General features: G+C 62.4%; 20 protein-coding genes and 2 riboswitches. Of the genes, 9 read left to right on the top strand and 11 right to left on the bottom strand.

The annotated features are described in order from the left end of the window. Positions 1–26: 26 nt before the first annotated feature. Positions 27–695, bottom strand: a complete 669-nt coding sequence (locus CXQ94_RS09365; RefSeq protein ID WP_219817018.1) for a molybdenum cofactor guanylyltransferase — start codon at positions 693–695, stop codon at positions 27–29. Positions 696–877: 182 nt separating this feature from the next. On the opposite strand from CXQ94_RS09365, the gene CXQ94_RS09360 reads away from it, so the two are divergent. Beyond that, positions 878–1,516, top strand: a complete 639-nt coding sequence (locus CXQ94_RS09360) for a TetR/AcrR family transcriptional regulator (protein WP_181034149.1) — start codon at positions 878–880, stop codon at positions 1,514–1,516. A gap of 80 nt (positions 1,517–1,596) precedes the next feature. After that, positions 1,597–3,228 carry an MDR family MFS transporter gene (locus tag CXQ94_RS09355; RefSeq protein ID WP_104088975.1) on the top strand — a complete coding sequence of 544 codons (1,632 nt, stop codon included), beginning with the start codon at positions 1,597–1,599 and terminating at the stop codon, positions 3,226–3,228. 228 nt (positions 3,229–3,456) lie between these two features. On the opposite strand, the gene CXQ94_RS09350 is transcribed toward CXQ94_RS09355, so the two are convergent. The 3 genes from CXQ94_RS09350 to CXQ94_RS09340 form a co-directional block, all read right to left on the bottom strand. Then, positions 3,457–4,218, bottom strand: a complete 762-nt coding sequence (locus tag CXQ94_RS09350; RefSeq protein ID WP_104088972.1) for an NlpC/P60 family protein — start codon at positions 4,216–4,218, stop codon at positions 3,457–3,459. A 3-nt stretch (positions 4,219–4,221) separates the two neighbouring features. Further along, positions 4,222–4,400: riboswitch (cyclic di-AMP (ydaO/yuaA leader) on the bottom strand. Positions 4,401–4,554: 154 nt separating this feature from the next. Further along, positions 4,555–5,364: a M23 family metallopeptidase gene (locus CXQ94_RS09345; RefSeq protein WP_306418895.1), complete on the bottom strand. Its 810-nt coding sequence runs from the start codon at positions 5,362–5,364 to the stop codon at positions 4,555–4,557. A gap of 2 nt (positions 5,365–5,366) precedes the next feature. Further along, positions 5,367–5,593, bottom strand: a riboswitch (cyclic di-AMP (ydaO/yuaA leader). 143 nt (positions 5,594–5,736) lie between these two features. After that, the gene (locus CXQ94_RS09340) at positions 5,737–6,432 is read right to left on the bottom strand and encodes a metal-dependent transcriptional regulator (protein WP_104088970.1); all 696 of its coding nucleotides are present in this window, start codon (positions 6,430–6,432) and stop codon (positions 5,737–5,739) included. A 224-nt stretch (positions 6,433–6,656) separates the two neighbouring features. Between CXQ94_RS09340 and serC the strand changes: the two genes are divergently transcribed. Beyond that, the gene (gene serC, locus CXQ94_RS09335; RefSeq protein WP_104088967.1) at positions 6,657–7,784 is read left to right on the top strand and encodes a phosphoserine transaminase; all 1,128 of its coding nucleotides are present in this window, start codon (positions 6,657–6,659) and stop codon (positions 7,782–7,784) included. A gap of 94 nt (positions 7,785–7,878) precedes the next feature. Here the strand turns inward: serC and CXQ94_RS09330 are convergent, their stop codons facing one another. Both CXQ94_RS09330 and CXQ94_RS09325 read right to left on the bottom strand, forming a co-directional pair. Then, positions 7,879–8,382 (bottom strand): DUF3027 domain-containing protein, encoded by a 504-nt coding sequence (locus CXQ94_RS09330; RefSeq protein WP_104088963.1) that lies wholly within the window; start codon positions 8,380–8,382, stop codon positions 7,879–7,881. An 11-nt stretch (positions 8,383–8,393) separates the two neighbouring features. Further along, positions 8,394–8,774 (bottom strand): cold-shock protein, encoded by a 381-nt coding sequence (locus CXQ94_RS09325; RefSeq protein WP_104089309.1) that lies wholly within the window; start codon positions 8,772–8,774, stop codon positions 8,394–8,396. Between the two features lie 201 nt (positions 8,775–8,975). Here CXQ94_RS09325 and CXQ94_RS09320 point away from each other — a divergent pair, with 201 nt between their 5' ends. Together CXQ94_RS09320 and CXQ94_RS09315 are read left to right on the top strand one after the other, a co-directional pair. Further along, entirely contained in the window at positions 8,976–9,215 is a 240-nt protein-coding gene (locus CXQ94_RS09320) for a hypothetical protein (protein ID WP_104088960.1), read from the top strand. A 204-nt stretch (positions 9,216–9,419) separates the two neighbouring features. Continuing rightward, on the top strand, positions 9,420–10,229 hold the full coding sequence (locus CXQ94_RS09315) for a class I SAM-dependent methyltransferase (protein WP_104088957.1): 810 nt from the start codon (positions 9,420–9,422) through the stop codon (positions 10,227–10,229). Here CXQ94_RS09315 and CXQ94_RS09310 read toward each other — a convergent pair. The 3 genes from CXQ94_RS09310 to CXQ94_RS09300 all read right to left on the bottom strand — a co-directional run bounded on the left by CXQ94_RS09310 (position 10,226) and on the right by CXQ94_RS09300 (position 12,567). After that, positions 10,226–11,026: a maleylpyruvate isomerase family mycothiol-dependent enzyme gene (locus tag CXQ94_RS09310; RefSeq protein WP_146070262.1), complete on the bottom strand. Its 801-nt coding sequence runs from the start codon at positions 11,024–11,026 to the stop codon at positions 10,226–10,228. The genes CXQ94_RS09315 and CXQ94_RS09310 overlap by 4 nt on opposite strands. Positions 11,027–11,037: 11 nt before the next feature. Continuing rightward, entirely contained in the window at positions 11,038–11,664 is a 627-nt protein-coding gene (locus CXQ94_RS09305; RefSeq protein WP_104088951.1) for a TetR/AcrR family transcriptional regulator, read from the bottom strand. 63 nt (positions 11,665–11,727) lie between these two features. Continuing rightward, a complete protein-coding gene (locus CXQ94_RS09300) occupies positions 11,728–12,567 on the bottom strand; it encodes a sugar phosphate isomerase/epimerase (protein ID WP_104088948.1) in 840 nt (279 codons plus the stop codon). Positions 12,568–12,770: 203 nt separating this feature from the next. Here CXQ94_RS09300 and CXQ94_RS09295 point away from each other — a divergent pair, with 203 nt between their 5' ends. Further along, positions 12,771–14,246: a sulfatase-like hydrolase/transferase gene (locus CXQ94_RS09295; protein WP_104088945.1), complete on the top strand. Its 1,476-nt coding sequence runs from the start codon at positions 12,771–12,773 to the stop codon at positions 14,244–14,246. A 128-nt stretch (positions 14,247–14,374) separates the two neighbouring features. Further along, complete coding sequence (locus CXQ94_RS09290; protein WP_104088942.1) at positions 14,375–16,747, top strand: polysaccharide lyase 8 family protein; 2,373 nt, start codon at positions 14,375–14,377, stop codon at positions 16,745–16,747. A gap of 88 nt (positions 16,748–16,835) precedes the next feature. On the opposite strand, the gene CXQ94_RS09285 is transcribed toward CXQ94_RS09290, so the two are convergent. Continuing rightward, complete coding sequence (locus CXQ94_RS09285) at positions 16,836–17,849, bottom strand: Gfo/Idh/MocA family protein (RefSeq protein WP_258066919.1); 1,014 nt, start codon at positions 17,847–17,849, stop codon at positions 16,836–16,838. After that, the gene (locus tag CXQ94_RS09280) at positions 17,846–18,997 is read right to left on the bottom strand and encodes a substrate-binding domain-containing protein (RefSeq protein WP_258066918.1); all 1,152 of its coding nucleotides are present in this window, start codon (positions 18,995–18,997) and stop codon (positions 17,846–17,848) included. Before CXQ94_RS09280 ends, CXQ94_RS09285 begins: the two co-directional genes overlap by 4 nt. A 261-nt stretch (positions 18,998–19,258) precedes the next feature. Here CXQ94_RS09280 and CXQ94_RS09275 point away from each other — a divergent pair, with 261 nt between their 5' ends. After that, a complete protein-coding gene (locus CXQ94_RS09275) occupies positions 19,259–20,566 on the top strand; it encodes an ABC transporter substrate-binding protein (protein WP_104088933.1) in 1,308 nt (435 codons plus the stop codon). Further along, positions 20,567–21,538: a carbohydrate ABC transporter permease gene (locus tag CXQ94_RS09270; RefSeq protein WP_258066917.1), complete on the top strand. Its 972-nt coding sequence runs from the start codon at positions 20,567–20,569 to the stop codon at positions 21,536–21,538. Positions 21,539–21,541: the final 3 nt, after the last annotated feature.

The raw sequence follows: 21,541 nt of genomic DNA, 5'->3' as shown, positions 1-21,541 counted from the left end.
CCTCTCGCGGCCCTGTTCGCACAAGGCTATTTCATGTCCTGAACGACGATGCCGTGGATCCGGGCGCCATCCCAGGTGTCAATGTCCGCCGTCATTCCCGCAGGGACGGCGCATTCCTTGATCATCACACTAGCAAGCAGGGAGAAGACGGAGGCGTTCTGGAGCCGGTGCGCCGCCCGCGCCTGCGCGATGGCCGCCCGCAGCGGCGGCCACGGATAGATGGCGGCCAGCGGCTGCCGGCGTCCGCCATCCACCGCCATGACACCCTCCAAGGGACCGCAGCCGGAGAGTCCGGCCACCAGCAACGGAACCAACTCCGCCACATGGACCATGTCACAGGCCAGCACCAGGACATGGCCCTGCGCCCCATCCAACGCCGCTGCCCCGGCGGCAATCCCCGCCGCGGGGCCCGCGAATGGCGGATCTTCCCGGACAAGCTGCACGTGGGGCCCTCGTAGCCCATCCACTGGCCCATCGGGGCCGACGACGACGATCCTGCAGGCTGCGCTTGCGGCTGCAGCGCTTGCGGTTTTCTCCCCGGGGTTCTCCCCGGGAGGCCCTTGCACACCAATCGCCGACGCTGCGGCATCCACCGTGCGAGCCAGCAGCGTTGCCCCGTCGACGAGCAAGTTGGCCTTTGCTACCCCGCCCAGCCGTTTGGAGCGCCCTCCGGCAAGGATCACAGCCTGCATCATTGCTCTCTCCACGGATACATGGCACCCATCGTAGCGGGCGGATTCCGTGCGTGTTGGCGGGGCCATGGCCTCACAGAAAAATAATTATGCATTCACTGCATATTTACAGGAACTGCAAATATGCTGATGCTGTCGCGGGAAAGCAGCAAGGCGAACCGCACACCACAGGAGATGAAATCAGCATGAGCGTCCCGGTACAAGAAGAGACACTGCGGGCAAGAAAGCGCACCGCAACACTCCTTACCATCCGGACCGCCGCCATTGAGCTTGGCCTGGAAAAGGGCTATGAAAATGTCACCGTTGAGATGATCTGCGAGGCCAGCATGGTCTCCCAACGCACCTTCTTCAACTACTTCGGGTCCAAGGAAGGCGTGTTTGTCACCGCTGGCAAGAACATGCCCTCCCCCGAACAAGTCCACGGATTTGTTGAGGGCACGGGGTCCAGTGTGTTTGGCGATCTGTTTAGTTTGATCGCCGATACCATGGTGGACGGCGATCCGAACCTGAAACTCTTCCGCTCCCGCCACCAGCTGATCGCGCAAACCCCCGAGTTGCTGAACCGGGAAAAAGCCCGCATCAGCGAGACAGAAGAAGCGTTCGTTGGCTATGTGATGGCTCGCTACCATTTCCAGGGCCGGGACGTCTCAAGCACGCCGGACCTTGAAGACGAGGCCCGCATGGTGGTGGCCCTCGTGTCGGGTGCCATGCGCTACGCCATGCAAAAGTGGGTGGCCGGCAATTTCACCGCCACCCGGACGGAGCTGGTGCGCAGCGTCTCCGCACTCATCCAACGCGTCACCGCCAACGAGCACTGGCCGTAAGGTTCCCCGCGCGGACTGCGGCGCCAGAACGCCGCCCGCACTCCGGACCTCGTTAGCGACCATCCACCCTAGGAACCCTCATGTCTGCAACAACACAATCACCGATCGCTGCCGGTGCGGCCAAGAAACGCAGTATCTTGCTGCTATTCGCCGGGCTGATGGTGACCATGCTTCTTGCCTCGCTCGACCAAACGATCTTCAGCACAGCATTGCCCACCATTGTTGGTGAGCTCCACGGCGTGGATGAGATGCTCTGGGTCATCACCATTTACATTTTGGCCTCAACCATCATGCTGCCCATCTACGGAAAACTCGGCGACCTCATAGGGCGCAAGGGCATCTTCATCACCGCCATCGCCGTCTTCATCTTCGGTTCCATTATTGGTGGGCTGGCCCAGGACATGACCTGGCTGATCATTGGCCGTGGCGTCCAAGGGTTGGGTGGTGGCGGTTTGATGCTGCTCTCCCAAGCCATCATCGCCGACGTCGTCCCCGCCAGGGAGCGCGGACGGTACATGGGCGTCATGGGCGGCGTGTTTGCCCTTTCCTCCGTGGCGGGCCCGCTGCTGGGCGGCTGGTTCACCGACGGTATTGGCTGGCGGTGGGGCCTGTGGATGAACGTTCCACTGGGCATCCTGGCCATCATCTCGGCAGTATTCTTCCTGAAACTGCCCAAGCATCCGCGGCCGCAAGGTCGTGTGGATGTTGCCGGCATGGCGTTGCTGGGTATCACCTCAACCCTGCTGGTGCTGGTCACCACCTGGGGCGGTACAAAGTACGACTGGAACTCCCCCACCATCTTGCTCATGTCCGTAGGAACCCTGGCTAGCGCCGCCGCATTCATCTGGGTTGAACACAGGGCCGACCTTCCCATCATGTCCTTGCACCTGTTCAAGGACCGCAACTTCAACCTGACCACCGCGGCCGGCCTCATCACCGGAATCGCCATGTTTGGCACGCTGGCCTACTTGCCCACATACCTGCAAATGGTGGCTGGCGCCAATGCCACCCAAGCAGGGCTGCTCATGATCCCGATGATGGCGGGCCTGCTTGTCACTTCCATCGCCTCGGGCCAGCTGGTCAGCCGGACGGGGCGTTACAAGTGGCTTCCTATCACCGGCATGTTCATTGTGGCCATCGCCCTGGTGCTGCTGTCGTCCATGACGGCCACCATGCCCATCTGGGTCATTTGCGCCTACCTTGCCGTCATGGGCATCGGGCTGGGCATGAGCATGCAAATCCTGGTGCTCATAGTGCAGAACCAGTTCCCCAATTCGCAGGTGGGCATGGCCACCGCCTCAAGCAACTACTTCCGCCAGATCGGCGCCTCACTGGGCGCCGCCGTGGTCGGCAGCCTCTTTGCTACACGGCTGACCACCCTGCTGACCGAACGGTTGCCATCCACCGGCGCATCCGGTTCCGGCGGCGCCAACTCACTGACCCCAGAGCTGGTGCGCAATCTGCCCACCGCCGTGCGGCAGATCGTGGTAGGCGCCTACAACGACGCCCTGACCCCGATCTTCGTCTACATGGTCCCGTTGCTGCTGCTGGCAGGAATCCTGCTCTTCTTCATCAAGGAGATCCCGCTGGCCACATCCATCGACTCGGCCGGCGCCGCAGAGCAGAAGTCACACGAAGGTGCTGCCGATCATGAGGATGTAGATTCGGGGGCCCTGGCGACTACCGATGGCGTAACCACCCGGACCACCTAGGCCCACCGAGAGACATGTATGGCCCGGTAGCTTTCGCTACCGGGCCATCCGTTTCTCTGCAGACCTCTGTTTGTGCCGAGGTAGCCGCTCCCCACCAAACCCACCCCGCCTATGCGGCGGCCTCGGTGCGAACAGGCTAGCTCAGAGAGCTGGCGTCTCTCGCTCAGGGGTTAAATACCGAGGACCCCGTTCAAGAACGGGGTCCTCGGTAATGGAGATCTTGCTTAGTTAGTGACCGATCGCAATGAAAACCGGACCGGAGCCAACGTTGACTGAGAACAGCGCAGTGGTGCCGCCGCCCCATCCGCCGTGGACGGCCTGGCCGCCACCAACGTAAACAGCGATGTGAGCCATGCCCATGCCGCCATCTGCGTAGTAGATCAAGTCGCCGGGCTGAGCTTCAGCCTGGGAAACCGTACGGCCCAAGGACAAGTAACCTGCCGGCCAGCCATGGTAGTTGATGCCTGCAGCTGCCAACGAGTTGGTAGCCAAGGCGGTGCAGTCCTGTGCAACACCGAGCTGTGCGTAAGCAGCAGCTGCGATGGTGGCACCGACACCACTCTGGATTGCGGGGGCCGCAGCCGGAGCGTCAACAGTGGTGATCTTCGGGGCAGCTGCCTTAGCGGCAGGAGCCGCGACAACTTCGTTGCTCTTAGCTGCAACTACAGGTTCCTCAACAACAGGAGCCGGCGTAGAAGAGACGACGGGAGTGGCGAAGGAGATCGTCACCGTGGATGCTGCCGTAACGGCGGAAGCAAGTTCCGTCTTCTGGCTGAGCATGGTTCCACCGTCGGAGGCGCGCTCCACGGTGGGGGTTGCTGCATTTGCTGCAATACCTGATGTAAGTACGAGCCCTGACGCTGCGGCAATTACTGCTGCTTGACGACCGACACCACCGACGTTGGAACTGACGGCTTTTGCGATGACGGAGATCGGGCTGGTCCGAACAACCTCGGCGCGGTGGCGCCCAAGGGTAGTGTTTGAAGACAAGAAGGATCCTCTCCCAAAGCCTGCGAGGTAAGCTGTCGGATTCGGATGGGAGTCACCCGGCCGCTCTGCGTTTGCCTGAAGAAAATACTCTTCCTGCACGCTTTGCGGCTTCACCCCAAGGACTTCAAAATTCGAAGCCCGATATTGGTTCCCCCGTCTCTGCCAGACGATTGTTACGAACGGACCATGAGCAGTGGCAGAGCTAAGCAATCTACTCGTGGGCGCCAGCTTGATTCGAAGTTGGCGCGATTACGACGGTACAACAGTTTTTTGCCAATGTCACGTTCAGGTCACGGTCAAGTGGCCTATTTGTGACCAACTACCCCTGTGGAGGAATTAAAGCCAGCCCTTGGGGTCCACGGTTGCATCATCGACTATTACCTCAAAGTGCAGGTGGCAGCCGGTAGAGGCGCCCGTAGTGCCGCTGAGGGCCACCTGGTCTCCGCGTTCGAGCTTCTGCCCAACCTTGACGCCGATTGAGCTCAGGTGGTTGTAGGAAGTGGAAAGGCCGTTGCCGTGGTCAATGACCACGCGGTTGCCGCCGCCATATTGGTGCCAACCGGCGAAGGTCACGGTTCCTCCGGCGGCGGCAAAGACGGCGGTGGAGCACTGGACAGCAAAGTCTTGTCCGGTGTGGACCTCGCCAGCGGCGCCCGTCAGCGGGTTGATGCGGGCACCAAACGGTGAGCTCTCATCAAGGGTCTTCAGGGGGGCGGACAGCGTGCCTTTGGCGGCCTGGGCGGTGACGTTGGAGGCCTTGACCTTGAGGGTCTCGCGCAGCTGCCCGTCCTGGTTAAGGGCAGTGCCAAGAACCGGGGTGGCGAAAGTGATGGGGATGTTGGCAGCCGCAGTGACCACCGATTCCGAGGCAGCCGGAGATTCTAGATCTGCACTGGCCAGGGACATGCTGGTACCGGAGGGGACCGTCACGGCCAAGGCGAGGCCGGTTGCTGCCAGCGCAATGCCGACTTTCTGCCCTGCCCCGTTGGCGATCCCGGTTCGCAGGAGGTGACTAAGACCGCCCTGGGAACTGGCGCCTGCCCGTTCCGCTGCAAGGGCGTCGCGGCGACTTCCCGCGGACGGGGCGAACTCGTGACTACTCGGCCCGGTCGCCCGACGGCGCCCGTGCTGCTTAACCTCTGACACTCAAAACCTCTCTTTGGGACACCTGCGGAGTTAGCTGTCGGATTCGGATCAGAGAGTGTAACTTTTGATCCGGCCCGGGCTTTTGGCACGCAGCTGCCCCACAACGCTCACGCTAGTAAGCGCCTCTGGGCAACGAGTGATTCGAGACCGGGCTTCACCCCAAGGCGAACTGCTTAGTTCGCCGGTGATGGTTCCCCCGTCCTTGCCTGAATTTCTATCAATCCATCTTCCGAAGGCAAGGCTCGGTGTCGAAAGATGGTAACGCTTTGGTTACAGCGCCAGCTTGTTACTATACGGTAAAAATCGTCACCGTAATAATTCCGTTACATTTGAAAACGATGCGGGCGGTTCAAAACCGCCCCAATGCGGCGTCTACTCCATGGAGACAAAAACATGAGATGCCACTTCCGGAGGTAGCTCAAGAGCACCTTCGATTCCGGGAACCCTGACGGAAATGTACTCGCCCACCTGGGCCAGGGAGATCTTCGCACCGGGGCGCAGACCGCCTTCATCCAGCTGGGTCAGCAATTCCGGCTCCACCTGGATTCGCTCCGACAAACGGTGAATGGTCACCGATTGATCCGGGGCGTACGTCCCCATGGCATCAACCAGTGTGAGAAGTCCCTCGGCAAAAACGGGAGCAACCTCACCGCCTAGTTCTTCCAAGCCGGGGATGGGGTTTCCGTACGGCGATTCCGCCGGGCGGCCCAGCAGGTCAAAGAGGCGTTGTTCCACGCGCTCACTCATGACGTGTTCCCACCGGCAGGCCTCTTCATGGACATAGGCCCAATCCAAGCCGATAACGTCCGAGAGTAGGCGTTCGGCCAGGCGGTGCTTGCGCATCACCCGTGTGGCCTTGTCACGGCCAGCCGGCGTGAGTTCCAGGTGGCGGTCGCCGGAAACGATGACGAGGCCGTCGCGTTCCATCCTGCCAATGGTCTGGGAGACGGTGGGGCCGGAGTGGTGCAAACGCTCTGCGATGCGCGCACGCAGCGCAACAATGTTCTCCTCTTCCAACTCCAGAATGGTTCGCAAATACATTTCCGTCGTGTCGATAAGATCTGTCACGGCAGATTCCTCCTGATGTTGAGCGAGATTCCGGTGTGGACTTTACCTCTACGCTACCGTGCTTAATACAAGGGATGAAAACGCGTCCTTGTTCCCCAGCTGTCTGATCGGGGCCGGAATGTTTCACCATGCGGCCCACATTTTTAGATGATTGCCGGTTTGCGGCAGAATTGGCAACAGCCATTGGCGCATTAACTTCCATCGCTTAATTTTTGGAGATACTTGTGAGCGAATCCACGCCCCTCACCATCCCTGCCAATCTTCGCCCGGCCGACGGCCGATTCGGAGCAGGGCCGTCCAAGGTTCGCCCGGAGCAGGTGGCTGCCTTGTCCGCCGCGGGTGCATCCTTGCTGGGCACCTCGCACCGCCAGGCACCGGTGAAGAACTTGGTGGGTGAGGTCCGCAGCGGCCTCTCCGACTTCTTTGCGGCTCCGGACGGCTACGAGGTCATCATGGGTGTTGGCGGCTCCACGGCATTCTGGGATGTGGCCTCCTTTGGCCTTGTAGAGAAGAAGGCCCAACACCTCTCCTTTGGCGAGTTTGGCTCCAAGTTTGCCTCCGCGACGAACAATGCCCCGTTCCTTGAGGCATCCTCCATCATCAGCTCCACCCCCGGCACGCGCCCCACATCCGCAGCCGAGGCCGGCGTCGACGTCTACGCCTGGCCGCAGAACGAGACCTCCACCGGTGTGGCCGCCCCTGTCAAGCGTGTTGCCGGGGCCGACGACGGCGCCCTGGTTCTGGTCGATGCCACGTCAGCCGCTGGCGGCCTGCACGTAGACGTCAGCGAGGCCGACGTTTACTACTTCGCACCCCAGAAAAATTTCGCCTCCGACGGCGGCCTCTGGCTCGGGCTGTTCTCCCCGGCTGCGCTTGAACGGGCTGCCCGGATCGCGGCCAGTGACCGTTGGGTGCCTGACTTCCTGAACCTGAAGACGGCCATCGACAACTCGCTGCTGAACCAGACGTACAACACCCCGGCGCTCTCTACGCTTGTCACGCTCAATGAGCAGGTTAAGTGGCTCAACGCCAACGGCGGCATGGACTTCGCCTCCAAGCGCACCGCCGACTCCGCCGGGCGCCTGTACTCCTGGGCCGAGGCCTCACCGCTGGCCAGCCCGTTTGTGGTGAACGTCGAGGACCGCTCCAACGTGATTGTCACCATCGACTTCGACGAGTCTGTGGATGCTGCCGCCGTCGCCAAGGTGTTGCGCGCCAACGGGATTGTCGACACCGAGCCGTACCGCAAGCTGGGCCGTAACCAGCTGCGTATCGCCACGTTCGTCGCCATCGAGCCCGATGACGTGAGCGCGCTGATCAAGTGCATCGATTACGTCATCGAAAACCTCTAGCCGTCCCCTTGAACGCATAGAAGAGGCGACTCCCATTTCTGGGAGTCGCCTTTTCTATGCGTTGGCTGCCGTCATCACTACGGCCGGGCAGACATCAGGCCTCGCTTGGCTCGGACTCCGTCTCCGGGGTCTCGTGTTCGTGCTCCAGGGCTTCCTCGTCGTCGTGCCCTTCAACGGGAGCCTCGGGCACCTGCTCCTCTTCGGCCTTGGCGTCCTCGGGGCGGACGCGCTCAGCCCAGGGAACCCACGGCGGGGCAAGCACCGAGTCGTTGGTGGGCAGCATGCCCACCTCGTTGACCGTGGCTTCCTTGGAGCGGGAAACGCGTGCCAGCGTGGCAAACCACTGCCAGCCCACGTAGCCGGGGAGCTTGCACTCGAAGAGGTGAGTGACGCATCGTACGCCTTCGCTGCGGACAGCCACATGCTTGCCGATGTTCTCATCGGTGGCAATACTCTGCACGGCGGCAAGGGCAGTGGCGGTGGCGTCCGCCAGGAACGCGTCAGGTTTGCCTACGCGCCATACGGGCACGCCCGGGCGCGGTGCGGTTACTGCAACGGATGTGCCAGAGGTGGCAGGCTCCAGGGGAAGTTCGGTCATAGTGGGCACCGTTACGCGTCGAAGTTGTCGGCTACCTTGCGCAACGCAGCGGCAATCTTGCTCGCGTCGCCATCCGGGTATTTGCCGTTGGTCAAAGAACCTATGGAGTGTTCCAGCAAGGACACCAGATCCTGCACGATGGGGGCAAGGTCGCGGGCCGGCATCCGCTTGGCCTTGGCTACCGAGGCGCCACGGTCAAGGATCTTCGCGGCCATTGCCTGGGCGCCCTTGCGGCCGTCGGCCACCCCAAACTCCATGCGTGTGCCGGGCTTGATGTCGCCGGCGTCAGCTGGCAGGGCGTTGGCGCGCAGGAAGACTTCACGGCCGTCGTCGGCAGTCAAAATGCCGAAGCCTTTTTCGTTGTCGTACCACTTAACTTTGCCGATCGGCACTTGCTCTACCTCGTCTACTTCATCCGTGGGGAACCGCACCTGGCGCCTGTGCGAGGAAAAATCGCGGTACCGGCGCGCTGTGAAAGGGGCTGCAGGTACGTCTCAGGCACATGGCGTGCGGCTCTATTAGCTTCTAGGTTAGCTTGTTTGTGAAACTTCCCGCCGCTTTGTGGCGCCCCTGTCCCCTGTTAGCGTTATGGTATGAGTCATCAACGCCGCACAACCTCTGCCAGCGACCGCTTCTGGGCACTGTTTAACTACGCGGCCATGGCGTTGGCATTGATAGCGCTCGTGGCCTTGATCGTGGTTTTGATCAGCAAATGGGCTGGCGGCGCGCCATGGCCGGGGTTCAACTGGGTTGCCATGATCGCCCTGCCCACAGCGTTCTTGATGATGGGCGGCAGCGTGCTTCATTCGGTCGCCCGCCGCCGTCGGCTCTAGTCCGCCTTCTTCACGCACGACGCCGGGACTTCCCTTTAAGTTCCTGCCCGTCACCTTCCCCGAAGTTCTAGGTGGCACAGCTGTGCCATTTTGTGGCGTCGGCGACCGAAGGAGTTATGGAAACGAAGAATTTTCCGGCCACCTAGGGCCACCCGGAGTAGGATCAAGAGCCACGGTCAACCGCAGAATCAGCGTGGAGGCGTCATGGTTTTCGAAGAGTCAGTGGCAGCACATTACGGGCGCATCGACGCCGAGGCACAGTTTCTGGCGATGCTGCGGCGCGACGGCAAGGACCCGGAACATTTTGCGCCGGCCGATCTCCACGGCGCCGACCAACTCCACATTGGCGGCGCTGCCGCCACCTCCCGGCTGGCCGGGCGGGCAGGACTGGACTCCGGAACCAAGGTGCTGGACATCGGCTCCGGGATGGGTGGAGTGGCCCGGCACCTGGCCCACGAGCATGGCGTCCACGTTCATGGCGTTGATCTGACCCCCGAATTTGTAACGCTTGCGCGGTCCCTAACTCAGCGCACCGCCCTGAACGGGTCTGTGACCTTCAGCCAGGGAAGCGCCCTGGCCTTGCCCTTGGATGCAAAAACCTTTGACGCCGCCGTCATGGTTCATGTGGGCATGAATATCCGCGACAAGGACAAGGTTTTCGCCGAAGCCGCCCGGGTGCTGCGCCCCGGCGGGGTCTTTGCCGTGTACGACATCATGGTGGTGGGCGGGGAGACAGAGGAGTACCCGCTACCGTGGGCCGACACCGGCGAGACGTCTTTTGTGCAGCCACCGTTGGCCTACAGCGATGCGCTGACTCAGGCCGGCTTCGAGGTGGATCTGGAAGCGAAGACTGTACAAGAAGGCATTGATTTCCTGGACCATGCACTGACGTCCGTCGCGGCCGGCACCGGAGGCCCCATGGGTGTGGGCGCCGCGGCCCTGACAAACCTTCGTGCCGCATTCCAGGATGGCATCCTTGCCCCCGTGGAGATCTACGCGCATCTCCCCGGCTAGAACAGAATCCTCAGGCCCGCCAGCTTGTCCACATCGGCTGGGTTTGCGGAGAGCGCCATGACCTCCGTTTCTGGTCGCCGACCGGATAGCCTGCGGCACAGATCGAGCCCCGCGGCGGTAACCCTGGCAGGCTGACCGGGGCGCCCCAGCTGCCAGGTGCCGGAAATTTCTCCGGAGAGCACCACCTCAGGCCCGGCTTCGGCACCCCACTGGTAGGCGGCGTCGTCCATAATCTGCCCCACCACCATGGCTTCCACCCCGCATGCGGGGCGTGGGACGCCCGTGGCACGGGCCAAATCAATCCCGTGCATCCACGCGTCACGCAGGTAAATCACGTTGTACAGGTATCCCAGGCGCAGCGGTGAATTCCTTGGCGCCATGGTCTTGTCCACGGAAATTCCGCTCAGCATTCGGGGAAACCGGCTCACGTACCGGGCTACCTTGGGAATGTTGGCCCGGTAACTTCGGGCCAGTTCGGCCGTCGATTCGCTGGCATGGCTGTCAATTTGCACCTGGTTGGCGGCGTCCAACAGCGAAAGTCCCGGGTAACGCCGTCGGCCGGTCCAACGCCGCCCAAGGACGCCGGGAACACTCATCAAGTCTTCCTGGGCACCGAGCAAGTGGGATGCCATGTCCCGAACGTTCCAGCCGGCGCAGTCGGTGGGCCGTTCCCAGTCCTGTCCCTCAAAGGTGTCGAAGAGATCGGCCACGCCCGTCATGACGGCAACGTAGCCCGCCGCCGCGCTCTGGCGGTCAGTGTAGTGAAAGGAAGTTGGGGAATCATGCACGTTTTTCATGGTGTTCTCGCTTAGGACGCGTAGTACCGAAGCCACATGTTCACGGCCGGCTCCAGCAGCCGGGCGTAGCGCCCCGACTGTGTTCCAGCCAGTGGTTCATTGGCCATTTGTTGGGAAACGACGCCGCTAATCACACACGTGAGCAGAAGCAGGGCATCGCTGCTCGCGGCAGCCGGCGCCAGCCTGCCGGTCTCGACGGCGGCCCCCAATAGCGTGGCCAAATCGGCCACCAAGCCCAGGCTTGGGGCATAGGCATTCTCGGACGGCTCAAAACCGGGCACCGGCCGCCACATCAGCAACTGTGCGGTAACCCGGTTCTCCAGCGACCACCGCACATAGGCGCTGGTGCCCGCAGTCAGCGACTCGATGGGATCGCTAGCGTGGGCGGGGTGGTTTGCGGCCACTCGAACGGCCGTCCGCAAGGACGTGGCCCCTTGTTCGAAGAGCGCATCATAAAGTGCATTCTTGGAGGGAAAGTACTCGTACAGTGATGGTGGTTTCATGCCCACAGCGCGGGCCACGGCAGACAGCGACATGCCCGCCACCCCGTCCCGCTCCATCAACCCAAGGGCTGCTGCGAGGATCTCCTCCACTGTGGCTTGCCGACGCACTGCGCGCCGGTCTGGCACCGCACTCATACCTTCAGTGTGCGCCTAATGCCATTAGGAAAACAAGAGGGTGTTAGGTGATTCTTTTTGCAGCTAGGCGAGCAGTTCCTTCAGTGAGTCCAGAGCCTGGCGCAGGGGCGGCAACTCGGGGTGCCAGGCGCGCTCCCATTCCAAGGAGATCCAGGGATTGAGGTCACCGTGGGCGCGGGCAATCCCGCCCACCAGCGCCTGCATCGCGAGCAGCGGCAGCTCCCCTTGTCCTGGCAATAACAGCTCCACGGTGTTGGTGCCGGGGACCCGCACACCGTCCTTGTACTGGGCATAAGCCAGCGAATCCGCGAGCAGCGCCGCCGTCGTCTCGGGTGCCTCGTCGTGGCGCCAGGGGTGCATAAGGTCCCAAATGACCTTTACAGGTGCCCCGGGGTCCACATGGGCGAGGATGCGCTTAATGTCTGCTGCGCGGGGGTGCGAGTCATGGGTCTCCAGCGCCAGGACCACTCCGCGGTCGCGGGCCAGGCCTGCCGCGGCGTTGAGCCTTGCAGCGCCGAGTTGGTCTGCGGCGATCAGTTCGGCGCTCAGGGGAGTCCCGGGGGTATGGGGCGGCAGCCCCGCACCAGGGAAGACCCTCACATGAGTGGCCCCGAGGTCCGCGGCAAGATCAACGGCGGCCAGCAGCTCAGCGAGCACGGAATCGTTCCCGTCGGCCTCGGGTGCGCAAACCCGGACGTAGCTGGCCAGGGCCAGCACACTCACACCCCCGGCGGTCAGCTCACTGCGCACACGACCACGCTGGTCGGCGTTCATGCCCGCGTGGACGATCTCCGCATCCCCTGCCCGCAACTCCACGCCCGAGGAACCGGTGACGCGCGCCAATTCAAGGACTTGGCGCAGGGTATCCCCGGGGCATCCCAGGGTGGAAAATGCCAAGCGCATGGTGTTGCCTTTCCTCGTCCATCAATTTCCGTCAACACTAGTGCGGAAAACGCTTTCCAGCAATGTGTGGCCCACAATGACTACTCCTTTATTCCTCCCCTGCCAAGATGGTATTTGTAGAGACTAATCCCCACCCGGATCCAAAGCCCGCGTCCGGTTTCGGGCCCCTCACGGGAGCGGGCCCACACTTTCAAGGAGCATCTATGGCCAGCGATTCCGCCCAGCGTCCCAACATCGTGTTCATCCTCAGCGACGATCAGGGACCCTGGGCGCTCGGATGCGCCGGCAACGACGAGATCAAGACACCCCACCTTGACGGGCTGGCCGCCGAGGGCACCCGCCTGGAGAACTTCTTTTGCGTCTCCCCCGTCTGCTCGCCCGCCCGGGCGAGCCTGATGACCGGGCAGATCCCCTCCAGGCACGGCGTGCACGACTACCTGACCGGCGTCGAGGTTGGCCCGCAAGCTCCCGACTACCTGGCCGGGCAGCAAATCTTTACCGATGTGCTCGCCCAGAACGGCTACCGGTTGGGGCTCTCGGGCAAATGGCATCTGGGCACCAACGACGCCGCCCGAGAAGGGTTCGTCCACTGGTACGGGCTGGCGGGCGGCGGCAGCCCGTACACACTCGCAACCATGTACCGCAACGGCGCGCGCGAGGAAACCACCACCTACCTGACCGACGCCATCACCGCCGACGCGCACGCCTTTCTTGACCGGGAAGCCGCCCAGGAAGCGCCGTTCTTTCTGGCTGTCAATTACACGGCCCCACACAAGCCGTGGAAGGGCCAGCACCCCAAGGAATTTGAGGATCTCTACGCGGACTGCGAATTTGCCAGCTGCCCTCAGGAGGAACCGCACCCCTGGCAGCCCACCGTGGACGGGGTGGCAATTGGTGGGGAACCTGACGTTCGTGCCGCTTTGGTGGGCTATTTTGCCGCCGTCAGCGCCATGGACTCCGCCATCGGCGGGCTCATGGATCATCTGGAACGGCTGGGTATCCGTGAGGACACGCTGGTCATTTTCAGCAGCGACAACGGCTTCAATTGCGGCCACCACGGCGTCTGGGGCAAGGGCAACGGCACGTTCCCGCAAAACATGTACGACTCCTCGGTCAAGGTCCCGGCCATCTTCCACTGGCCCGGACGCATTACCGCCGGGCAGGTGCGCGGCGAACTGCTCTCCGCCTATGACGTGGCAGCCACCATCTTGGAGCTTGCCGGGCTGAACCCGGCCCCCTTCGAGACGGGCCCGGGCGCATCCTTCGCCTCGCTCCTGAGCGCCTCTCGAGACGGCGAACCCGCAGCGGACCAAGCTGCCAGGACTCAGGACGCCGTGGTGGTCTACGACGAATACGGCCCGGTACGCATGATCCGCACCCACGACTTCAAATACGTCCACCGCTACCCTCACGGCCCCCACGAGCTCTACGAGCTGACCACGGATCCCGGCGAGCGCACCAACCTGATTTCCGGAGCGCTGAACGACGCCGCCCCTCACCCTGCGCTGGCTGGCTTGCGATCCCGCATGGCTGGCTGGTTTGCCCGCCACGGCGTGCCGGAGTTCGACGGTGCCTCCCTGCCGGTAGCCGGGGCCGGGCAGCACAGCCCCCTGCGCCCGGGAACCGCCATGTCAGACCCGCTGGGCGCATTTACCGGGCCAAATTGGGACGGAGTCTAGGTGCCACTGGCCATTGGGGCCATCTTGGAAATTAGTCCTTTATTCCTCTTCTTTGGATGTCCTTGACTGCAAGGTACCTCAGGGCCCCGGCATTGATGCGGGGGCCCGTGAACAAAAGGACTTCTGCAATGACGCACGGACTTTCTCGACGGCATCTGCTCCAAGGCGCGGGCGCCTTGACGTTGGCCGGACTACTTACCACCGGGTTCGCACCGCTGGCACAGGCGGCCGGCAATGCCACAGCCGACCAGCTTGATGCCCTGCGTGAACGGTGGGTGGACCAGATCACCGGGCGCAAGCTCATCACAGCTGGCGACGCCGACTTTGCCGCCGCAATGACCGGCTTGGACACGGCCGTCAACGCTTCCGTGGCGCTACTGTTGCCCGAAGGCGGCCGGACGCAGGTCTTCAGCGATGCCCCGTTCACGGCCGATGCTCAGGTGGTCACCACCTACAAACGGCTGGCCCAGATGGCCACGGCCTGGGCCACCCCTGGTTCCTCCCACGAAAACAGCACTACCCTTTTGGCGCAAATCCTGGCCGCGTTGACCGACGGAAACCGGCTCGTGTACAACGCTGAGCAGAAAGAGTTCGGCAACTGGTGGTCCTGGGAGATTGGTACGCCCAAGGCTTTGACGGACGCCCTGGCCATACTAGGGAACAATGTCAGTGAGGAACTGCGCGGCAAGTACGCGGCCGCCGTCGACCATTTCATCCCGGACCCCACCAAGCAATTCTCTGACGAGCGCGGAAAGATTCTCTCGGAGGGCGCCAACCGGGTGGATATCTGCCAGGCGATCATCGTGCGCTCCATCGTCGGCAACGACCCCGCACGGTTGGCCGCCGCCATCACCGCGCTGAGCCCCGTCTGGCAGTACGTCACCGAGGGCAACGGCTTCTTCGCCGACGGCTCATTTGTCCAGCACTCCACCATTGCCTACACCGGAACCTACGGCTTGGTCCTGCTGAGCGGCTTGGCGAAGCTGTTCTCCCTGCTGGGCGAATCCAGCTACACCGTTGCGGACCCCAGCAAGGACATCCTGTTCAAAACCGTGGAGGATTCCTTCGCCCCTTTCCTGTACAACGGGCAAATGCTCGATTCCGTGCGCGGGCGGGCCGTTTCTCGCACCCAGGAGCGCAGCTACGACGACGGCAACATGGCAGTCGAGGCCATTCTGTGGCTGGCCCGGGCCGTGGACCCTGCAACGGGCAACCGCTGGCGGGGCCTGTGCCGGGGCTGGATTGAGCGGAACAGCTTCGAAAACCCGATGGTTGGGGCCTCCATCCCCCGGACCGCCCTGTTGAAGGACTTGATGAAATCCGGCATTGCCGCCGTGCCGGAGAAGACCGGGCACAGCTATTTCCCCGGCATGGACCGTTCGGTGTTCCGAGGCGATGGCTGGGCGGTGGCCCTGGGACTGTGCAGCAACCGGATCGCCTGGTACGAATGCGGCAACGGCGAAAACAACCTCGGCGCCCAGACCGGCTCCGGCATGAGCTACCTCTACACCGGCAAGGCCGACCACTTCGACGACGACTTCTGGCCCACCGCCGACCTCAGCCGTCTCCCCGGGATCACAGCCGACACCACTGTTCTACCGCCCAAAGTTGAAGGCGAGTGGGGTGCCAAGACGCCGCAAAACGAATGGACCGGCGGGGTTTCGCTGGAGGGTAGCGGCGCCGTCGGCATGCACCTGATCGGGCCCGGCGGCACGGGCCTTCGTGCCCGCAAGTCCTGGTTCTATTCCGAAGGCATGGCGGTGGCATTGGGTGCGGACATCCATACCGGTAGCAAAGCCCGTGTGGAGACTGTGGTTGAACACCGCAACCTTGGTGCCCAGGGCGGGGCCCGCATCACCGTCAACGGCACCGCCCACACCGCCGCCACCGGCACCCCGGCCACCTACCCCAGCCCCACCTGGGCACATCTTGAGGGAACGGGCGGCTACCTGTTGTTGGGCAGCGAACCCCTGACGGTGCTGCGCGAACAACGCGAGGGGTCCTGGAATAAGATCAACACCGGTGGGCCCGCCACGACCACCAGCCGTCAGTACGCCACCCTGGTCATCGATCACGGGACAACCCCCAACGCCGCTTCCTACGCCTATGCCCTACTCCCGGGCGCGTCCGCGAAGGACACCGAAAAGGCTGCTAAGAAAGCGCCGCGCGTCGTACGCAACGACGCTGTCGGCCAAGGCGTGGAGTTCGGCAACCAGGATACAGCCGCCGTGTTCTGGCGTGCCGGCACCGTCGGGTCCATCTCCGCCGACCGCGCGGCGTGCGTGCTCTATTGCGGGAACCCGGGGCAGGGCGTGCTAGCAGTGTCCGATCCTACCCAAGGCGCGGATTCTGTTTCCGTGACCATTACTGGCACCAAGTACCGGCGCATCACCTCAGGTGAGGGTGCCACCCTGGCTCTTGATGCCAAGGGCGACACCGTGGTCACCGTCCGCACGGCCGGCCTGCTGGGCGCCACCGTGGAGATAGGGCTGCACCGCTAAGAGCCAGTGCATCACTTTCGCTATGCGCACCCTCCGTCTTGGCTGGTGCGCATAGCGAAAGTCGCCGTCCCTTATGCGCAAAGCAAAATCAGGCCTGGTTAACCAGCGACCCGGCGGCATCCAGGCGCACCGGCTCCCCAAGCTCCGCTGCTGTGTAGGCGGCAAGTACCAGTTCCACCACGTGTTTGGCGTGATCCCCACTCACACTGGGGGCAGCACCCCCCACGGCGGCCACAAAATCAGCCAGCTGTGCCGTGAAAGCGTTCTGGATGTCATGACTGGCCGAGGCGTGTAGCTGGGTTCGTACGCCGTCAACCTCCATGAAAGTCCCCTTGCGCGGGTCAACGGTGACAGTGCCCAACTCGCAGACGACCAACATTTCGTCGATGTGCTCGGGTGTGTCCGAGACGATGGCGATCCGGACTTCGACCCCGTTGGCGAGCGTTAGCTCCATGACGCCATCGGTTTCTACAGGCGCGCCGAAACGGTGCAGCGTGCTGGCAGCTATCCGAACGGCCGGGGCACCACCCACCCACAGGCTTCGGTCAAGACAGTGTGCGCCAATATTGATCAACGCCCCTCCACCAGAAATGTCCTTGTCAAAGAACCAGGCGGGCCGGGTTCCGGGGCGGTAGTCGGTACTGCGGTAGTCGTGGATCATAAGCACCCTGCCCAGCTCCCCCGAGGCCAAGGCCGCCTGAGCTGCCAGCTTTTCGGCCATGAAGTGTTGGATCATTCCCACCACCATGACCACGTCCGCGTCAGCGCACGCCTGCTCCATGAGCAGGCAGTCGGCCATGGTGGTGGCCATGGGCTTCTCCACCAGCACGTGGACCCCGTGCGCGGCAGCGGCCAGCACCATGTCCTTGTGCAAACTGTGCGGAGTGTTAATCACGACGGCGTCCACCACCCCCGCTTCAAGCATGGCTTGGTAGTCGGTAAATACGGCAGCACCCCAGGGCGCCGCCACGGCCGTTGCCACCTCTTCCCGCAGGTCACAAACAGCACTCAGTTCCAGCCCGTCCAGATCGGCTGCACCTTGGGCATGAAATCCGGCAACAGCTCCCGCCCCAATAATTCCCAGCCTCATCTGCGCTCTCATTTCTTCTCGTTGTTCACAGTCATCATGGAATTGCGGGCCTTGGCACCGCAAGAATCCCTGACCACCAGTCGCGGACGCAATCGCACCTGATGGATAGGACAGTCGTCGCCTTCAATCAAGCGCCGCATCAGAATTTCCGCCGCCATCCGCCCCATCCGGTGCTTGGCGGGCGACACCGCTGTCAAGGGAACCTCGGCCAAATCAGCCAGTTCGTCGTCGTACGAGACAAGAGCCAGATCCTGCGGAATTCGAACCCCGGCACGACGTGCGGCACCTTCTAGCAACGTCGCCTCCCTGTCACCAAAAACCAGCGCAGCCGTTGATCCCGAATCCATCAACCCGGCCAGCAGAGTTTCCGCAGCCCCGTTTTCCCACTCGAACTTGGGCGCCTTGACGGTGAACGGCGCAAAACCCAGGTCCGCAGCGGCCCGCTCATAACCGGCCACAATGGCCGGCTCCGTGGGCGTGTTGGTTCGTGTCAGCAGGCCCACCCGGGCGTGACCTAACGAGTGCAGGTGCGCGACGGCGTCGTACGCCCCTCCCTGATGGTCGGAACAGACATGCTCGGTGCGGTCCCCGGGCCCCAAATCCGTCAGGCTGCGCTCCAACAACACCACCGGAACGTTGAGGGCGTTGAGCTCATTGACCCGACGCTGCGGATCGGGAATTCCCGTCAACGTCGGGACCAGGATCAGCCCGTCTACGCCGGAGTCAATCAGAAATTCGATGCTCTGATCTTCCCTCTCCGGCTGGTAGTTGTAGGTAGCCAGTTGCAGGCTCACGTCATGGGCGGACAATGTCTCCTCAATCCCCTGCAGCACCCGAGGGTAGTAGAGCTGGGTGTCCGGCAGGAGCACGCCCACCGCAAACCGGGACCTCCGGCGGGCAGGCTGCCGTTCCGCGACGAAGCTTCCGGCACCTTGCCGCCGCACCACAATTTCCGCCTGCACCAGTTCATCGAAAGCCCGGCGCACTGTGGTCAGGGAAAGACCCGTTTCCGCGGCAAGCTGGGCCTCCGTGGGCAGTTTTGCACCAGCGGCCCAGGTGCCGGCCAAGATTCCGCGGCGGAGGTCATCGGCAAGGGACTGGAATTTCAGGCCCCTGGAATCGGTGTCACGAATGTGCCCGCTTGCTGTTTTTCGTTTCACGGCGCCCTTTCTACGTAGCCCACCAAGGACGAGCCTGCCAGAGATAAAAGAAATGAATAAAGGTGTATTCGAACCGCACTTCGCAGATTCATCTTTTAGTATCACCCCGTCCGCCACGGAATGCTCAGGAGCATCCCAAAGGGCGCGCAAACACCGGGGAAAGTTGTTCCAAAGTACTCCTTGATTCCTATCTTTGGGCACTGTTTGAGTCATATCACTGAGTCGTGACCTACGGCACAACAACTTCACGAGGTGTCTTCCATGAGTACTAAATCCCGTTTCATACGGACGCTGGCAGTCCTGGCTGGTGCGTCATTGGCCCTGACGGCCTGCGGCGGCGGCACAGACAGCCCGAAAGCAGCACAAGAGGGCGGTACATTGACGTACTGGTCCATGTGGAAAGAAGGCGAGCCGCAGCAAAAAGTCATCGCCGGTGCCATCGCCGACTTTGAAAAGGAAACCGGTGCCACCGTCAAGGTGCAGTGGCAGGGCCGTTCCAACATCCAAAAGCTTGTCCCGGCACTGAACACCAACAATGTCCCGGACATTGTTGACGGCCCCTACGCCAAACTGGCCCCCGTGGTGGGTGACACCGGACAGGCGCTGCCGCTGACCGATGCGTACGCCACCGAAGTTGACGGCAAAAAAGTCTCCGATCTGATCCCTGCAAAGTACATGCAGGTCACCAACATCAAGGACAAGGACGGGCAGCCCTGGATGCTGCCGTACAGCTTGAGTTCCGATGGTTTCTGGTTCGACGCCGCTACGCACCCCGAGCTTGAAAGCGCCCCGCCTGCCTCGTGGAACGACTTCATCAAGGTGCTGGATAAGTACAAGGCCGACGGCAAGACGCCTCTGGCCGCCGATGGCGACATTGCAGGCTACAACTCGATGTGGTTTACCACGGCATTGATTCGCACTGACGGGCCGGGCTCCTTCGCAAAGGTGGCAGCGGATAAGACCGGTGCGGCGTGGGATTCCCCCGCCGTCCTGGCGGCAGCCAAAAAGGTTGAACAGATCGCCCAGGGCGGATACTTAATCAAGGGTTACAATGCCAGCAAGTGGCCGGCCCAGCAGCAAGTTTGGGCCAACGGTGGAGCCGAGCTGCTGTACAACGGTTCCTGGATTCCCACAGAGACAGGCACCTACGCCGCGGCAGGCTTCAAGTATTCCTCGTTCCCGTTCCCTGCCGTGGCAGGGCAGCCGACGTCGGTGCGCGCAGACTTTGTGGGTTGGGCCATCCCCAAGAAGGCTGAAAACCCCAAGCTCGCCCAAAAACTGGCTACCTTCATGCTGGGTAAGAAGTACCAGGATGCCTACGGCGTCGACGCCAAGGTGCTCCCCATCCGTGCCGATGCTGCCACCGCCCCGGAGATCGCCTCCGTAAAGAAGGCCCTGGATAGCTCCGAGAAGGTCTACCTCCAAAATGACGGGGTCACAGCCCCGGGCTATGTGGAAAAGATCCTCTGGCCCATCGACGACGAACTCTTCCTGGGCAAGATCAAGGCCGAAGAATTTGTCTCCAAGATGAAAGCCGCCCAAATCGGGTACTGGAAGGACAACAGCTAAATGTCCACCACCACTGGACGCCGCACTGCTGCTGCCGCCGCCCCTGCACCGAGTAAGAAATCGGGGCAGGGGCAAGGCGGCAGCAGTATAGATCGGCAACGCCGCAAGCTGCTGGTCCCGTTTGTTGGGCCCGCCTTCATCTTTTACACGGTCTTGTTCATCGTCCCGGCCATTGGTGCCGCCTGGATCAGCCTGCACGTGTGGGCGGGGTCCGGCCCCATGAAATTTGTTGGCTTGGACAACTACGTCCGGGTCTTCAAGGACGATTTGTTCCTGAAGTCCTTCGGTAACACCTTGTTGTTGCTGTTCGTGGTGGGCGCCGCAATCTTCATCTTGGCCTTCGCCATGACCCTGGTGCTGCGTGACATGGCCGGAAAGAAGATTGTCCGCAATGTCATCTTCTTCCCACACCTCATCAATGCTTTGGTCTTTGGCGTGCTGGCCGGCTTCATCTTCAACCCCGGCGGCATGGTCAACACCTTGCTCAAGCCCTTCGGCGTCACGGAGCCGCCGGCCTGGCTGGCGCAGGAAAACATCTTCCCGCTGATCATGGCAACCCTGGTGGCCACCACCACCGGCTATTTCACCACCATCTTGATGGCAGGCGTGGACCGCATCCCGCCCTACTTCTACGAGGACTGCGCCTTGGCCGGCGCCACCGCCTTCCAGCGCCTGCGCTATGTCATTTTGCCCCTGACTTGGGACGTTTTTGGCACCTGCGCGGTGCTGTGGACCATCTCCTCCATCAAGATCTTTGAGATCATCTGGGTCTTTGGCGGCAGCAGCGGTGCCGGCATTCCACCCACACAAAGCTGGACCACCGCCGTCTACACCTACGTCACAGCGTTTTCCGGCCAGTCCACACCCGCCTACGGTGCCGCCACGGCGTCGGCCATCATCTCGCTGGCCCTAGTCTCGGTGCTCGTTGTGCTGCTGCGCCGTGCCATGCGCCGTGACGCCGTTGAATTCTAAGGA

It is taken from the genome of Arthrobacter sp. GMC3 (assembly GCF_002929305.1).
Lineage (GTDB): Bacteria > Actinomycetota > Actinomycetes > Actinomycetales > Micrococcaceae > Specibacter.
This window is presented reverse-complemented; position numbering and strand designations above follow the sequence as displayed.

Bases quoted from the DNA above. Each gene is read 5' to 3' on its own strand.
- CXQ94_RS09360 (WP_181034149.1), top strand. From the start codon at position 878: ATGAGCGTCCCGGTACAAGAAGAGACACTGCGGGCAAGAAAGCGCACC.
- CXQ94_RS09285 (WP_258066919.1), bottom strand. From the start codon at position 17,849: ATGAGAGCGCAGATGAGGCTGGGAATTATTGGGGCGGGAGCTGTTGCC.
- CXQ94_RS09320 (WP_104088960.1), top strand. From the start codon at position 8,976: ATGAGTCATCAACGCCGCACAACCTCTGCCAGCGACCGCTTCTGGGCA.
- CXQ94_RS09330 (WP_104088963.1), bottom strand. From the start codon at position 8,382: ATGACCGAACTTCCCCTGGAGCCTGCCACCTCTGGCACATCCGTTGCA.
- CXQ94_RS09290 (WP_104088942.1), top strand. From the start codon at position 14,375: ATGACGCACGGACTTTCTCGACGGCATCTGCTCCAAGGCGCGGGCGCC.
- CXQ94_RS09355 (WP_104088975.1), top strand. From the start codon at position 1,597: ATGTCTGCAACAACACAATCACCGATCGCTGCCGGTGCGGCCAAGAAA.
- CXQ94_RS09365 (WP_219817018.1), bottom strand. From the start codon at position 695: ATGATGCAGGCTGTGATCCTTGCCGGAGGGCGCTCCAAACGGCTGGGC.
- CXQ94_RS09315 (WP_104088957.1), top strand. From the start codon at position 9,420: ATGGTTTTCGAAGAGTCAGTGGCAGCACATTACGGGCGCATCGACGCC.
- CXQ94_RS09305 (WP_104088951.1), bottom strand. From the start codon at position 11,664: ATGAGTGCGGTGCCAGACCGGCGCGCAGTGCGTCGGCAAGCCACAGTG.
- CXQ94_RS09275 (WP_104088933.1), top strand. From the start codon at position 19,259: ATGAGTACTAAATCCCGTTTCATACGGACGCTGGCAGTCCTGGCTGGT.
- CXQ94_RS09295 (WP_104088945.1), top strand. From the start codon at position 12,771: ATGGCCAGCGATTCCGCCCAGCGTCCCAACATCGTGTTCATCCTCAGC.
- CXQ94_RS09310 (WP_146070262.1), bottom strand. From the start codon at position 11,026: ATGAAAAACGTGCATGATTCCCCAACTTCCTTTCACTACACTGACCGC.
- CXQ94_RS09300 (WP_104088948.1), bottom strand. From the start codon at position 12,567: ATGCGCTTGGCATTTTCCACCCTGGGATGCCCCGGGGATACCCTGCGC.
- CXQ94_RS09270 (WP_258066917.1), top strand. From the start codon at position 20,567: ATGTCCACCACCACTGGACGCCGCACTGCTGCTGCCGCCGCCCCTGCA.